At 60.1% G+C, this 14197-nt stretch carries 13 protein-coding genes; 2 read left to right on the plus strand and 11 right to left on the minus strand.

Going from position 1 to position 14197, the window contains the following annotated elements:
* Positions 1 to 3: 3 nt before the first annotated feature.
* From pnp to recR, 10 genes are all read right to left on the minus strand, one after another.
* On the minus strand, positions 4 to 2151 hold the full coding sequence (gene pnp, locus FE840_RS05265) for a polyribonucleotide nucleotidyltransferase (RefSeq protein ID WP_138285866.1): 2148 nt from the start codon (positions 2149 to 2151) through the stop codon (positions 4 to 6).
* 362 nt (positions 2152 to 2513) lie between these two features.
* Positions 2514 to 2783: a 30S ribosomal protein S15 gene (gene rpsO, locus FE840_RS05270; protein ID WP_138285865.1), complete on the minus strand. Its 270-nt coding sequence runs from the start codon at positions 2781 to 2783 to the stop codon at positions 2514 to 2516.
* Between the two features lie 161 nt (positions 2784 to 2944).
* Positions 2945 to 3874 carry a tRNA pseudouridine(55) synthase TruB gene (gene truB, locus FE840_RS05275; RefSeq protein ID WP_138285864.1) on the minus strand — a complete coding sequence of 310 codons (930 nt, stop codon included), beginning with the start codon at positions 3872 to 3874 and terminating at the stop codon, positions 2945 to 2947.
* Positions 3875 to 3888: 14 nt separating this feature from the next.
* A complete protein-coding gene (gene rbfA / locus FE840_RS05280) occupies positions 3889 to 4293 on the minus strand; it encodes a 30S ribosome-binding factor RbfA (protein ID WP_138285863.1) in 405 nt (134 codons plus the stop codon).
* 155 nt (positions 4294 to 4448) lie between these two features.
* Complete coding sequence (infB, locus tag FE840_RS05285; RefSeq protein WP_138285862.1) at positions 4449 to 7154, minus strand: translation initiation factor IF-2; 2706 nt, start codon at positions 7152 to 7154, stop codon at positions 4449 to 4451.
* A gap of 101 nt (positions 7155 to 7255) precedes the next feature.
* Positions 7256 to 7942 carry an RNA-binding protein gene (locus tag FE840_RS05290; RefSeq protein WP_138285861.1) on the minus strand — a complete coding sequence of 229 codons (687 nt, stop codon included), beginning with the start codon at positions 7940 to 7942 and terminating at the stop codon, positions 7256 to 7258.
* On the minus strand, positions 7942 to 9558 hold the full coding sequence (nusA, locus tag FE840_RS05295) for a transcription termination factor NusA (RefSeq protein ID WP_138285860.1): 1617 nt from the start codon (positions 9556 to 9558) through the stop codon (positions 7942 to 7944). Before nusA ends, FE840_RS05290 begins: the two co-directional genes overlap by 1 nt.
* A gap of 57 nt (positions 9559 to 9615) precedes the next feature.
* Positions 9616 to 10212 (minus strand): ribosome maturation factor RimP, encoded by a 597-nt coding sequence (gene rimP, locus FE840_RS05300; RefSeq protein WP_138285859.1) that lies wholly within the window; start codon positions 10210 to 10212, stop codon positions 9616 to 9618.
* 161 nt (positions 10213 to 10373) lie between these two features.
* On the minus strand, positions 10374 to 11630 hold the full coding sequence (locus tag FE840_RS05305; RefSeq protein WP_138285858.1) for a lytic murein transglycosylase: 1257 nt from the start codon (positions 11628 to 11630) through the stop codon (positions 10374 to 10376).
* 21 nt (positions 11631 to 11651) lie between these two features.
* Positions 11652 to 12257 carry a recombination mediator RecR gene (recR, locus tag FE840_RS05310; protein WP_138285857.1) on the minus strand — a complete coding sequence of 202 codons (606 nt, stop codon included), beginning with the start codon at positions 12255 to 12257 and terminating at the stop codon, positions 11652 to 11654.
* A gap of 57 nt (positions 12258 to 12314) precedes the next feature.
* On the opposite strand from recR, the gene FE840_RS05315 reads away from it, so the two are divergent.
* Together FE840_RS05315 and FE840_RS05320 are read left to right on the plus strand one after the other, a co-directional pair.
* A complete protein-coding gene (locus tag FE840_RS05315; protein WP_138285856.1) occupies positions 12315 to 12935 on the plus strand; it encodes an MOSC domain-containing protein in 621 nt (206 codons plus the stop codon).
* Between the two features lie 5 nt (positions 12936 to 12940).
* Positions 12941 to 13837, plus strand: coding sequence for an alpha/beta hydrolase family protein (locus FE840_RS05320; RefSeq protein ID WP_138285855.1), 897 nt, complete (start codon positions 12941 to 12943; stop codon positions 13835 to 13837).
* Between the two features lie 33 nt (positions 13838 to 13870).
* Here the strand turns inward: FE840_RS05320 and FE840_RS05325 are convergent, their stop codons facing one another.
* Entirely contained in the window at positions 13871 to 14194 is a 324-nt protein-coding gene (locus tag FE840_RS05325) for a YbaB/EbfC family nucleoid-associated protein (RefSeq protein WP_138286011.1), read from the minus strand.
* Positions 14195 to 14197: the final 3 nt, after the last annotated feature.

Raw genomic sequence — 14197 nt, forward strand, 5'->3', positions numbered from 1 at the left:
CGCTTACTCAGCGGCAGCTTCGCCTTCTTCTTTCTTCTTCTCGGCCACGATTTCCTGGCCCGTCGTCTGGTCGACGGCTTTCATCGACAGGCGAACCTTGCCGCGCTCGTCGAAGCCCATGAGCTTGACCCAGACCTTGTCGCCTTCCTTGACGACATCGGTCGTCTTGGCAACGCGCTCGGAGGCGAGCTGCGAGATGTGCACAAGGCCGTCACGCGAGCCGAAGAAGTTGACGAAGGCGCCGAAGTCGGCGGTCTTCACAACGGTACCTTCATAGATCACGCCGACTTCCGGCTCGGCCACGATCGAGTGGATCCACTTGCGGGCCGCCTCGATTTCCTTGCCCGAGGCAGACGCGATCTTCACGGTGCCGTCGTCTTCGATGTTGATCTTCGCGCCGGTCTTTTCGACGATTTCGCGGATGACCTTGCCGCCCGAACCGATGACTTCGCGGATCTTGTCGACCGGGATGTTCATCACTTCGATGCGCGGAGCGAATTCGCCCAGCTGGCCACGGCTTTCGGTGATTGCCTTCGACATTTCGCCGAGGATGTGCTTGCGGCCGCCCTGGGCCTGGGCAAGCGCGACCTTCATGATCTCCTCGGTGATGCCGGCGATCTTGATGTCCATCTGCAGCGAGGTGATGCCGTCGGCAGTGCCGGCGACCTTGAAGTCCATGTCGCCGAGATGGTCTTCGTCACCCAGGATGTCGGAGAGAACGGCGAAGCGATCGCCTTCCAGGATCAGACCCATGGCGATACCGGCAACCGGCTTTGCCAGTGGAACGCCGGCGTCCATCAGGGCGAGCGAGGTGCCGCAGACGGTTGCCATCGAGGACGAGCCGTTCGACTCGGTGATCTCCGAGACGACGCGCAGCGTGTAGGGGAACTGCTCGGCCGACGGCAGCATCGGACGGATGGCGCGCCATGCGAGCTTGCCATGACCGATTTCGCGACGACCCGGCGAACCCATGCGACCGGTTTCACCGACCGAGTAGGGCGGGAAGTTGTAGTGCAGCAGGAAGCGTTCCTTGTACATGCCGGTCAGGCTGTCGACATACTGCTCGTCTTCGCCGGTGCCGAGCGTGGCGACAACGATCGCCTGCGTCTCGCCGCGAGTGAAGAGGGCCGAGCCATGCGTGCGCGGCAGGATGCCGACTTCCGACACGATCGCGCGAACCGTTTCCAGGTCGCGGCCGTCGATACGGCTCTTGGTGTCGAGAATGTTCCAGCGAACGATCTTGGCCTGCAGGTGCTTGAAGACGGCGCCGACTTCTTCTGCAGAATACTTCGCTTCGCCTTCCTCGGGGAGGAAATGGACCTTCACCTTGGCCTTCACGGCATCGACGGCGGCGTAGCGTTCAGCCTTCTGTGTGATCTTGTAGGCAGCGCGCAGCTCAGTTTCTGCAATCGAGAGCATTTCGGCTTCGAGAGCGGAATGATCTTCCGGTTCGAATTCGCGCGGCTCCTTGGCGGCGACTTCAGCGAGTTTGATGATCGCATCGATAACCGGCTGGAAGCCCTTGTGGCCGAACATGACGGCGCCGAGCATCACGTCTTCGTTGAGTTCCTTGGCTTCCGACTCGACCATCAGAACAGCGTCCTGCGTGCCGGCTACAACGAGGTCGAGACTCGACTCGTCCATCTCGTCGAGATGCGGATTCAGAACATACTCGCCGTTGATGTAACCGACGCGTGCACCGCCGACCGGACCCATGAACGGAACGCCGGACAGCGTCAGAGCGGCCGAAGTGGCAACCATCGACAGGATATCCGGGTTGTTTTCCAGGTCATGCTGGATGACGGTAACGACGACCTGTGTGTCGTTCTTGTAGCCTTCCGGGAAGAGCGGACGGATCGGACGGTCGATCAGGCGCGAAACAAGCGTTTCGTTTTCCGAAGGGCGACCTTCGCGCTTGAAGTAACCACCCGGGATCTTGCCGGCAGCATAGGTCTTTTCCTGGTAGTTGACGGTGAGCGGGAAGAAGTCCTGGCCCGGCTTAGGTGCCTTGGCCGAAACGACGGTGGCGAGTACAACGGTTTCGCCATAGGTCGCAAGAACGGCGCCATCAGCCTGGCGGGCAATCTTGCCGGTTTCCAGCTTCAGCGGGCGACCTGCCCACTCAATTTCAACGCTGTGAATATCAAACATATCTTGTCCTTCTGCACGGCGACCACGGCATGATGAACGCAAGCCCAATCGGGCGCGCGGTTGCTGCGCGAATGCTGACGCATCACGGGCAAGACAGCGGGAAGCTTTCCTATGGGGCGATCAGATGTTCTGTCGATCGCATCACTGGACCTCATGGTCCCTCAAAAGCCAAATTCCTTGGCGAAAGCATCCGGCAATCCTGCCCCATGACAGGTCATCGGTTGGTATGGGTGGCACCGGCCCATCCGGCTCACCCGTGCAATCTGCTTCGCCTTTGGCCATCGCCAGAACGAAGCGAACGGGGCACTTGAGCCCCGAAAGAGACCCGGCGGATCTTCGCATGGAAGACCCGCCGGAAAAGCTTAGCGGCGAATGCCCAGGGCAGCAATCAGCTTGCTGTAGCGGGCTTCGTCCTTCTTCTTCAGATAGTCGAGAAGCGAACGACGGCTCGAAACCATGGTCAGAAGACCACGACGCGAGTGGTTATCCTTCTTGTGACCCTTGAAGTGTTCGGTCAGGTTGTTGATCCGTTCGGTCAGGATCGCCACCTGGACTTCCGGAGAACCGGTGTCGCCTTCCTTGGTCGCATATTCCTTGATGAGGGCGGCCTTGCGCTCTGCAGTGATCGACATCGTAAATCCTTTCTAGAATTTAGGAGAAACGGGACACCAGCCGCCGGGATGTCGTCCAGCGGTGGCCATGAAAAGCAGACGCCCTAAGTGTCAGCTTGCGGGGCCTATACTCCATTCCCCCCTCAAAGGGAAGAGTTCTTTACAGGCCCTTGTCTTCAGGCTTAACCGAAGACCCGTCGCGGATGAAATTCGCCACCGGCGATCTCGCCAATCGCAATCAGCCGACCACCGGCCAGGGCAACGGCTTCCGGCTCCGCGACCGGAGCGTCGCGACCGCGCAGGATGATGGAATTGCCCATTTTCAGCCGGTGGGCCTGATCGTCGCTGATGCGTATCTGAGGCAAGGCGGACAAGGCCTCGCTGGTGTCGACGAGAAAGGCGTCCAGCGCTGCAAGCCGCTCTTCGCGGTCTTCGAGCGCCTCAAGCGCGACGAGCTTTTCCAACGGCACCATCGTCTCCTCGGCAAAGGGAGCCACGAAGCTGCGCCTGAGTTCCGAGATATGGCCGTAGCAGCCGAGATCGCGACCGAAATCACGGGCGAGCGATCGGACATAGGTGCCCTTGCCGCATTCCACCTCGAAGAAGGCACGATCCTTTTCCGCCTTTAGCAAGGTGAGGCGATGAACCTTTACTTCACGCGAAGGAATTTCAACGGCTTCGCCCTCTCGGGCCAGATCATAGGCGCGCTCGCCGGCGATCTTGATTGCAGAGAACTGCGGCGGGATCTGTTGTATGACCCCCGTGTAGCGCGGCAGCAGCGCGCGAACCTCTTCTTCGGCGGGCCGCTTGTCAGAACTATGCGTGACTTCGCCTTCAAGGTCATCCGTCGAACGCTCTTCGCCCCAGGTGACGGTAAATTCGTAGATCTTCCGACCATCCATCACGTAAGGGACGGTTTTTGTTGCATCGCCCAGTGCAATTGGCAGCATGCCGGAGGCGAGCGGGTCGAGCGTCCCGGCGTGACCGGCTTTCTGGGCGTTGAAGAGCCATTTGATCTTGCCGACGGCCTCGGTCGAGCCGAAATCCATCGGCTTGTCTAGAATGAGCCAGCCCGAAATCGGGCGGCCCTTGGGCTTGCGGGGTTTGGACATAAGGGCCTTTTTTCTCAGTCGTTGTCTTCGTCGGTGCCAAGGTCGCGCTGCACCTCCGGCGAGCGCAGGAGCGCATCGATCTTTTGATAATTGTCGAAGCTCGTATCGTCGCGGAAGCGAACCTCGGGCATGTATTTCATCTGGCGGAGCTGGTTGCCCAATCGACCACGAATGAACTTGGCATGCCTGTTGAGTGCACTGATGACGCTATCGTGGTCCTTGACGCCAAGCGGCGTGACATAGGCTGTCGCGATCTTCAGATCCGGCGACATACGCACTTCGGAAATGGAGATCACCGTCTTTTCAATGAGATCGTCGCGCACTTCCCCGCGCTGAAGCACTTGGGTGATGGCGGCACGCACCTGTTCACCGACGCGCAGCATGCGCTGCGAAGGTGCAGAAGAGGTTGCTTTCGTCATGTTCTAGTCGCCTTTCGCATGAGCCGACCGTTGGTCTTTTGGATCATGCCATGGAATTTGATAGATTGTGCGCAAAGCTGCGGACGTGATCTCCATAAACAGCGAGCGCCGGAAGATCCGGCGCCCGAGAAGATCTGGTTTCGAAACGCCTGCGATCAAAGCGTACGCGTGACGTGCTCGACGCGGAAGCACTCGATCGTGTCGCCGGCCCGAATGTCTTCGTAGTTCTCGAACGCCATGCCGCACTCCTGACCCATGGGCACTTCGGAGACTTCGTCCTTGAAGCGCTTGAGCGTCTTGAGCTTGCCTTCGTGGATGACGACGTTGTCGCGGATGAGGCGCACGCCCGCACCACGTTCCACCTTGCCATCGACGACGCGGCAACCGGCAACCTTGCCAACCTTGGTAATGTTGAAGACTTCGAGGATCTCCGCATTGCCGAGGAAGGTTTCGCGGCGTTCCGGCGAGAGCAAGCCCGACATCGCTGCCTTCACGTCATCTACCAGATCGTAGATGATGTTGTAGTAGCGGATTTCGATACCAGCCCGTTCAGACGCGGTACGCGCCTGAGCGTTTGCGCGAACGTTGAAGCCGATGATGGCCGCGTTCGACGCCTCGGCGAGCGAGATATCCGACTCTGTGATGGCACCTGCACCGGAATGAACGATGCGGGCACGTACTTCGTCGGTACCGAGCTTGTCGAGCGCTGCAACGATCGCTTCGACCGAGCCCTGCACGTCCGCCTTGATGACCAGCGGGAACTCCTTGAAACCGGTATCCTGAAGCTTGCTCATCATCTGCTCGAGCGAGCCGCGTGAGCCCGACTGGCGGGCGGCTGCCTTGTCGCGTGCCAGACGCTGACGATATTCGGAGATTTCGCGCGCGCGGCTCTCGTTCTCGACCACAGCGAACTTGTCACCGGCAGCAGGCGTGCCCGACAGGCCGAGGATCTCGACCGGCATGGCCGGACCCGCTTCCTTGACGTGTTCGCCCTTGTCGTTGACCAACGCACGCACGCGACCCCACTGGTCGCCGGCCACGATGATCTGGCCCGGCTTGAGCGTGCCCTTCTGGACGAGAACCGTTGCAACGGCGCCACGACCACGATCGAGTTGGGCTTCGATGACGGTACCTTCGGCGGTGCGCGTCGGGTCGGCCTTCAGGTCGAGAATTTCGGCCTGAAGCAGCACGGCTTCAAGCAGCTTATCGAGATTGAGCTTGTTCTTCGCCGAAACTTCGACATCAAGCACTTCACCACCCATGGATTCCACGAAGACTTCATGCTGCAGAAGCTGCTGGCGAACCTTGTCCGGGTTGGCCTCATGCTTGTCGATCTTGTTGATCGCCACGATGATCGGCACGTTGGCCGCCTTGGCGTGATTGATCGATTCGATCGTCTGCGGCATCACGCTGTCGTCGGCAGCAACCACCAGGATGGCAATGTCAGTCGCCTGTGCGCCACGGGCACGCATCGCGGTAAAGGCGGCGTGGCCGGGTGTGTCGATAAAGGTGATCTTCTGGCCGTTCTGTTCAACCTGATAGGCACCGATATGCTGGGTGATCCCGCCGGCTTCACCAGCGACCACGTTCGCCTTGCGGATCGCGTCGAGGAGCGAAGTCTTACCATGGTCGACGTGACCCATGATGGTGACCACGGGCGGACGCGTTACCAGTTCGCCTTCATCGTCCTTGACGTTGAAGATACCCTCTTCAACATCGGATTCCGATACGCGCTTGACGGTATGGCCGAACTCGGTGGCGATGATTTCCGCAAGGTCGGCGTCGATGACGTCGCCCGGCTTCATCATCTGACCTTCCTTCATCAGGTACTTGATCACGTCGACGGCCCGTTCGGACATACGTTGCGACAGTTCCTGAATCGTGATCGTTTCCGGCAGGATGACTTCGCGCATGACCTTCTCGCGCGGTTCCTGGATCTGGCTGCGACGGAATTTCTCCTGACGGCGACGCATGGCCGACAAGGAGCGTCCGCGGGACGAACCGCCCTCTTCGTCCACATCAGCCGTGGTCACCGTGAGCTTGCCACGTCGACGCTCGTCTTCGCCTTTCGGGCGAGCCGGAACCTTGGCAGCCACAGGGGCGGCCACCTTTCCACGGCCGGGCACTGAGCGAACCGGCCCACGATCATCGTCATCATCATTGATCTTGCGTCCACGCGCAAAGTTCTGCGGGGCAGGCGCTGCCGGGGCGGGACGCTCACTCGCCGCAGGACGTGGCGCAACCACGGGCGGAACCGCAGGAATTTCGGCTTCCACCTTGGCCTCAGCCTTGTCGTCTTCCTTCGCCTCGACTTCAGGCTCTGCCGCACGACGTGCGCGTTCTTCAGCCGCCAGACGCGCCGCTTCTTCGGCTTCCTTTTGGCGTCGTGCGTCTTCGGCGGCACGGATCTTGGCCTCTTCGACCTCCCGCGCCTGTGCTTCCATCAAGGCGCGACGACGCGCGTCCATCTCGCTGGCCGACAGATCGTGCAGAACGGCACCGCGTGGACGTTCTGGCTGACGGTTCGGTTGCTGCGGGCGGTCCGGCTGACGGTTGACCTGCTGTGGCCGCTGCCCCTGCGGAGCTGGCTGGTGGATGCGGGGCGGCTGGGCTGGCTGAGCCGGACGTGGCGCCGGCGGCGCGGCGGCTGGCGCGGCCTCTGCCGTGCGGGCTGCTGGCACCTGCGGCTTGTCATCTTCCGGGCGGATCGGGCGACGCTTGCGCGTCTCCACCACGACGGCCTTCGTGCGACCGCGACCCATATCCTGGCGTACGGTGCCCTGGCTCACGCCTGACGGTTTCAGGGTGAGTGTCTTCTTGCCCGCTACGCTGAGTGTCTTGTCGTCTTTGCTGTCGGTCATTCCGTTCCCGTTCCTTCGAGCGGGGCCGGATGCCAAGCATCAGACCTCGCCGTTCACATACTGTCCTGCACCACGGAGGCCGGCGATAGCCGGTGACCGTGTCATTGTGGTTCCGGACCAGCGCTGCTCGCCACACGCGACGGTTTGCCGCGATAGGTTTCGAGCAGGTTTGCGCGCTTCACTACACCTTCACCCGCCTGCCCTGCAAGCGCGCAAGCATGGATAAACGCGTTCTGGCCCATCAGTTGGTCCATTTCCGCCCCGGTCAGAAGAATAAAAGACGGTATTTCCGCCTCTGCCCCCGTTCCGAGGTGCCAGGCCTTTCGGGCCTGGTCGATTTTTCGAATGCCATCAGCAGCTGCTTCCAAAGAATGGAAGACTGCTATGGCCTCGCCGTTGCGGACGGCCAGTTCTACCTTGGCCGCGCCAGTGAAGAACTGTCCGGCCTTGCGGGCCATGTTCATCATCCCCGTCAGCTGGCTGACAAGCAGCCGGTCGACCGTTCCAGCGAGATCGGGATCCACTTTCACATCCCGTTTCAGGGCGCGGGCAAAGAGCTTCTTTGCCACCGCCTTCTCGATTGCCTCCCTACGGGGGCTGATCCAGCATCCCCGACCGGGAAGCGTGCGCTTCAGATCGGGAACGATGGTTCCATCAGGTGCTGCCACGAATCTGAGCAGCGTCTCCGGCGATCCGCTTTCGCGGGTCGCAATGCACATGCGTCCGTTCAGGGCGCTGTCGTCGAAGTCAGCTTCGTCGCCAGCGTGATCCTGAGCTTCCTGAGCCATCACAGGCCCTGCTCTGCTTCGACCTCGGCATCAACATCGGCCGCGTCTTCCGCCTGAGCCGCGAGGTCTTCCTCGGTGATCCAGCCGGCAGCAAGACGAGCCTGCACGATCATGTTTTCGGCTTCGGCGCGGGAAACGTCAAACTTCGAGAACAGGCCTTCGAACTTCTTGGTCTCGCCATCCTTGCGCTCGCTCCAGCCGACGAGATCATCAGCAGCGCAGCCGGCAAAGTCCTCGATCGACTTGATGCCATCTTCGCCAAGCGCAACCATCATCTGCGATGTCATGCCGTCGATCTGGCGCAGTTCGTCGGACACTCCGAGTTCCTTGCGCTTTGCATCCATCTCGGCCTCGATCTTTTCCAGATACTCGCGTGCGCGCATCTGGATTTCGTTGGCCGTGTCTTCATCGAAGCCATCGATGGAGGCAATTTCGTCAAGCTCAACATAGGCCAGTTCCTCGACCTGGGCAAAGCCTTCCGATGCCAGAACCTGACCAACCATTTCGTCGACGTCGAGCGCGTCCATGAAGAGATTGGTGCGCTCGTTGAATTCCTTCTGACGGCGCTCGGACTCTTCCGCTTCCGTCATGATGTCGATGTCCCAGCCGGTCAGCTGCGAGGCCAGACGTACGTTCTGGCCACGGCGACCGATGGCAAGCGACAGCTGCTCGTCCGGTACCACGACCTCGATGCGCTCTGCATCCTCGTCGAGAACAACCTTGGCAACTTCAGCCGGCTGGAGAGCGTTGACGATGAAGGACGCCGGATCGTTCGACCACGGGATGATGTCGATCTTTTCGCCCTGCAGCTCACCGACAACGGCCTGAACACGCGAACCACGCATACCCACGCAGGCACCGACCGGATCGATCGACGAGTCGTTCGAAATGACGGCGATCTTGGCGCGCGAGCCCGGATCACGGGCAACCGACTTGATCTGAATGATACCGTCGTAGATTTCCGGCACTTCCATGGTGAAGAGCTTCACCATGAACTGCGGATGGGTGCGCGACAGGAAGATCTGCGGACCGCGCTGTTCGCGGCGCACGTCGTAGACATAGGCACGCACGCGGTCGCCGTAACGGAAGGCCTCGCGCGGGATCATCTCGTCGCGACGGATGATGCCTTCGCCACGACCGAGGTCGACGATGACATTGCCATACTCGACGCGCTTGACGGTGCCGTTGACGATTTCGCCAACGCGATCCTTGAATTCATCGAACTGGCGGTCACGCTCGGCCTCGCGCACCTTCTGCACGATGACCTGCTTGGCCGATTGCGCAGCAATACGACCGAAATCCATCGGCGGAAGCGGATCAGCAATGAAGTCACCGATCTTGGCGTCCACGTTGCGATCGCGAGCCAGCTCCAGAGCGATCTGGGTCGAGTAGTCCTCGACCTTTTCGACCACTTCCAGAAGGCGCTGCAGGCGAATTTCGCCGGTCTTCGAATTGATGTCGGCGCGGATATTGGTTTCGGTGCCATAACGCGACCTGGCAGCCTTCTGGATCGCGTCGGCCATGGCGGCGAGCACGATTTCGCGGTCGATCACCTTTTCACGGGCAACGGCATCTGCGATCTGCAAGAGCTCGAGCCGGTTAGCACTGACTGCCATTGTCTTAGGTCTCCGTCTTCCTGCCCCGGATCAGATCCTGAGGGCGGTTGTCAAACTTTATGCTTCGCTGCTGTCTTCGTTATTCTGGTTGGCGGCCTCGGCCTTTGCCAACTTGTCTGCACGCAGTGCGTCGCGGATCAGGTCATCGGTCAAAATCAGCTTCGCTTCCGCAAGCGTATTGAAGGGGATCACAACCCTCGGCTCTTCGCCGTAAGCCGCCTGATCACGCTCGAGCGTGAAACCCTCATGATCGACCGCAATGATCTTGCCACGGAACCGCTTGCGGTTGTCGACCACAATCGACGTCTCGCATTTGACAATATGCCCAATCCAGCGAGAAAAATCTGATTTTCGCACCATCGGGCGGTCGATACCGGGGGAGGATACTTCCAGATGATACGCCTTGTCGACCGGATCTTCCACATCAAGGACCGGCGAAATTGCCATTGATACGGCTTCGCAGTCTTCGACGGTCATCGTGCCATCGCTGCGTTCGGCCATGACCTGCAGCGTCAGTCCGTTCTGGTTCATCATCCGCACGCGAACGAGCTTGAAGTCCATCGCCACGAGCACCGGTTCGATAATCTCGGCAATCCGGCGATCAAGGCCTGTTTCAATGATGATCCGTGCTTCGCCCTTTTCAGGCTTCGGCATGTTGTCGGACAATCGCAATACTCCCAGATGGATGGTATCGCCAACAAAAAAGAGCGGGTCCTTTCGGGCCCACTCTTCATCTGACGATCAAGAATTTGAAGGTCATATACGCTCGCTTTGACCGATTTGCAAGCTTTTGCTGGATTTTGGCAAACAGCGGTTCAAAGACGACCCTTGAGCGAGGCATCAGGAAAGCAGGTTGGCGAAAGACCTGCACTCTTTTGCCACTCGCCGATGGAGCGGCGGGTCTTGAAGCCGGCAAGCCCGTCCACGCGACCCACGTCATAGCCCTTGGCAACGAGTGACTGCTGCATCTTCAGGACATCCGAACGCAGCATTTTTCCGACATCGCCCCAGCGTGTTTCAAAGGCGCCTGAGCCATTCGCTATTCTGTCGGCAAGATTGCCGATGAAAAGGGCATAGAGATCGGAGTTATTGTATTCCTTGAGCACATAAAAGTTTGGCGTCACCAGGAATTCAGGGCCTTTTGTCCCCGCCGGCACCAGCATCATCATGTCCTTGCCCGCTTCGGCAGCAGGAAAGGCCGGACCAGAGATCCGGCGTATCCCCTGCTGCTCCCAGAAGGACAGCGGCTGCGCCCTGTCTGGCCCCTCCTGCGCGCAGGACACGCCCTCCGGTATGGATATCTCATAGGCCCAGCCACGACCGGTCTGCCAACCGCTTTTGGCGAGATAATTGCCAATCGAGGCGAGACTGTCCGGGACCGAGTTCCAGATATCGCGATGTCCATCAACGTCAAAGTCGACGGCAAACCGCAGATAGCTGGTCGGCATGAACTGCGGCTGACCCAGCGCTCCGGCCCAGGACCCCATCATCCGCTCGGCAGTAATATCACCGCCCTCGATAATGTGCAGAGCCGAGATCAGTTCACGACGGAAGAGGTCCGGTCGGGTTGACATGAAGGCCTTGGTGGCAAGAACGTCGATGGCTGCATGCGGAAGGCGCGCTCGACCGTAACCTGATTCCCGTCCCCAGACCGCAATGATGATTTCGCCCGGCACACCGTAAGCTGCCTCTATGCGCTTGAGCGTTGCGGCATGCTGACGGGCAAGGCTGCGTCCGATCGCTGCAAGGTCCTGCAACCGCTTTTCGTTGAAATAGGCGCCGGGCGAGGAAAATTCGGCCTGGCTCTGCGGCCGCGCTTTTGGCGGCTCGGTGCCGGGTGGAACGAGATCGGGAAGATCCCAGTTCAGTCGAATATCGGAAAGAATGCGGTCGAATGCGGCCTTGCTGACGCCTGCCGCTTCCGCCTCACGCCAGAGATCGGTCGCGATCCATTGGCGAAATTGTGCCTCGACCTCAGCTCGCGGCGCGGCAGCAGCGGTTTCCGGGACCAGGCCGACCCAAAGCGCCGTCGTCAAGGCAAGGCAGGATAGCAGCGCCTTCTTCAATCCCATGCCGTCCTCCCATGTGTCGTATCAGATTGCCGTGCGGGCTCTCAGCGCTGCCGACAAAGTCCCCTCATCCAGGTAATCAAGCTCCCCACCGACCGGGACGCCATGCGCCAGTCTGGTGATCTTCACATCAAGCCCGTTCAGGTGATCTGTGATGTAATGCGCCGTCGTCTGGCCTTCCACCGTCGCGTTCACCGCTATGATGATCTCACGCACGCCACCCTTGGCCACCCGATCGATCAGCCCGCGGATATTGAGGTCGTCAGGACCAATCCCATCCAGTGGCGAAAGCGTGCCGCCGAGCACATGATAGGCGGCATTCATGGCACCGGCTCGCTCCAGAGCCCAGAGGTCGGACACATCCTCGACGACGATGATGACCCCCTGGTCGCGCCGGTCATCGGTACAGACTGTGCAGGGATCGATTGTGTCGACGTTCCCACAGCAGGAGCAGATCTTGACCTTGTCATAGGCCTCACCCATGGCTTGACCGAGAGGTCCAAGCAACTGGTCTTTCTTCTTGATCAGATGCAGGGCTGCCCGCCGCGCCGAGCGCGGTCCAAGCCCTGGCACCTTTGCCAGCAGCTGAATGAGTTTTTCGATTTCCGGACCGGTGACTCGCTTTGCCATGGGCGCGTTTCTAGCTCATAACGCGGGGGAACGGAATCGTTGAAGACAGGCCCATCCATGAAAATCCTCGCCATCTGTCGCGGTAAGCCGGAAATCCTTGCCGGCAAGAGCTACAAGACCGGGATCAACAAGGTGCCGGTTGGTGGAGCAGTCTTGGTCGACAGGGAAGGTCTGGTAGGCGACACCATCTGCAACAGGAAACACCATGGCGGCCCTGATCAGGCGATCTATGTCGAGGGTGCAATGGATCTGTCGCGGTGGGCAGAAGAACTCGGCAGACCGGTACCGCCGGGCCAATTTGGAGAGAACCTGACAATCGAAGGCCTGGAAAATGGTATTCTGGCCGTCGGTGACCGGTTGCGGATTGGCGAGGTCGTGCTGGAAGTCACCGCACCACGCATCCCCTGTGCAACATTTGCCGCCCGCATGGACGATCCCTCCTTCGTCAAGCGCTATACGAAGGCTGCGCGTCCAGGTGCCTATTGCCGGGTCATTGCCCCGGGCGTGCTGACGACCGACCAGACAGTCGAATACCTGCCCTATCAAGGTGAGAGGCTGACACTCAGGGAGATGATGGTTGCCTACGGCAAGACACACTCCCGCGAGGCGCTCACCCGTTTCTTGCGTGCACCACTGGCAGAGCGCTTCCGCAAGGCGCTCGAAGCGAAAAGTCTCTGACAGCCATGCCACGGGAGATCAATCCGATCGATGTGGAGCTGCGCTGTCGCGACGGCGTTCGGCTTCGCGGCCATTGGTGGCCTTCGCAGGTTACGGCGCAGGCAACGGTCGTGATCAACTCGGCAACCGGCGTTGCCGCGCGATACTATAACTATTATGCGCGCTTCCTGACCGAGAACGGCTTCAACGCGCTCACCTATGACTATCGGGGCATCGGCCTCTCCCGTCCGACAGACCTGAAAGGCATTACCTATACCTGGCGGGAATGGGGTGAGCAGGATTTTGACGCCGCACTCGATCATGCCCTGAAGGCTGACGGCACCGGACGCGTGCTGGTGGTTGGTCACAGCATCGGCGGATTTTTGCCGGGTTATGCCGGTTCGGTTGACCGCCTGGACGGTCTGCTCTCTGTCGGCGGGCAATATGGCTATTGGGGCGATTATATGCGCCGCTACCGACCGTCGCTTTTCGTGAAATGGCATCTGGCGATGCCACTCGTCACGCAAGCTCTCGGTTACTTTCCAGGAAAGCGGCTGGGCTGGCTGGAGGATCTGCCAAAGCATGTTGCGCTTGAATGGGCGCTGCAGCGCGGAAGGGTAGAGCAGGGCCTTGAGCCTGCGGCATCAGAGCGTCTGCGCGAGAATTTCAGGAGAATGCGCGCGCCCGTTCTCTCTGTGACTATGTCTGACGATCCGATTGCGACACCGGCTGCAATTCGACGCGCAACCGCCTACTATTCAGGCGCCACGACGACGCGCATCCTCCTGTCGCCCGAAGATCTCGGCCACCGGAAGGTCGGCCATTTCGGCCTCTTCCATGCCCGTCACCGCACGGATTTCTGGGAAAAGTCGCTTGAATGGCTGCGCCACGGGGAAAATCCTTGGCCCGAACGGGTCTACTGAGAAAGTCCCGCCCGGTCGCTTCAGATCGTCTGATCAGAAGGGAAACTTCATGCCCGGCGGCATCGGGATGCCAGCCGTCAGGGCTGCCATCTTTTCCTGCGCCTGGGCTTCGCCCTTGTCCTTGGCGTCCTTGTGGGCGGCAACAATCAGATCCTCAAGGATCTCGACGTCATCTTCCTTGAACAGCGAAGGATCGATCTTCAGGCCCCGCATCTCGCCCTTGCCGTTCAGCGTGACGGTCACGAGGCCGCCGCCGGACTTGCCTTCGATTTCCAATGCGGCGATCTCCGCCTGCATCTTTTCCATCTTGGCCTGCATTTCCTTGACCTTGCCCATCATGCCCATGATGTCGCGCATTTC

It is taken from the genome of Peteryoungia desertarenae (assembly GCF_005860795.2).
Classification (GTDB): Bacteria; Pseudomonadota; Alphaproteobacteria; order Rhizobiales; family Rhizobiaceae; genus Allorhizobium; species Allorhizobium desertarenae.

Excerpts from the sequence above, each read along its gene's own strand:
- pnp (WP_138285866.1), bottom strand. The coding sequence starts at position 2,151 with ATGTTTGATATTCACAGCGTTGAAATTGAGTGGGCAGGTCGCCCGCTG.
- rpsO (WP_138285865.1), bottom strand. The coding sequence starts at position 2,783 with ATGTCGATCACTGCAGAGCGCAAGGCCGCCCTCATCAAGGAATATGCG.
- truB (WP_138285864.1), bottom strand. The coding sequence starts at position 3,874 with ATGTCCAAACCCCGCAAGCCCAAGGGCCGCCCGATTTCGGGCTGGCTC.
- rbfA (WP_138285863.1), bottom strand. The coding sequence starts at position 4,293 with ATGACGAAAGCAACCTCTTCTGCACCTTCGCAGCGCATGCTGCGCGTC.
- infB (WP_138285862.1), bottom strand. The coding sequence starts at position 7,154 with ATGACCGACAGCAAAGACGACAAGACACTCAGCGTAGCGGGCAAGAAG.
- FE840_RS05290 (WP_138285861.1), bottom strand. The coding sequence starts at position 7,942 with ATGGCTCAGGAAGCTCAGGATCACGCTGGCGACGAAGCTGACTTCGAC.
- nusA (WP_138285860.1), bottom strand. The coding sequence starts at position 9,558 with ATGGCAGTCAGTGCTAACCGGCTCGAGCTCTTGCAGATCGCAGATGCC.
- rimP (WP_138285859.1), bottom strand. The coding sequence starts at position 10,212 with ATGCCGAAGCCTGAAAAGGGCGAAGCACGGATCATCATTGAAACAGGC.
- FE840_RS05305 (WP_138285858.1), bottom strand. The coding sequence starts at position 11,630 with ATGGGATTGAAGAAGGCGCTGCTATCCTGCCTTGCCTTGACGACGGCG.
- recR (WP_138285857.1), bottom strand. The coding sequence starts at position 12,257 with ATGGCAAAGCGAGTCACCGGTCCGGAAATCGAAAAACTCATTCAGCTG.
- FE840_RS05315 (WP_138285856.1), top strand. The coding sequence starts at position 12,315 with ATGAAAATCCTCGCCATCTGTCGCGGTAAGCCGGAAATCCTTGCCGGC.
- FE840_RS05320 (WP_138285855.1), top strand. The coding sequence starts at position 12,941 with ATGCCACGGGAGATCAATCCGATCGATGTGGAGCTGCGCTGTCGCGAC.
- FE840_RS05325 (WP_138286011.1), bottom strand. The coding sequence starts at position 14,194 with ATGCGCGACATCATGGGCATGATGGGCAAGGTCAAGGAAATGCAGGCC.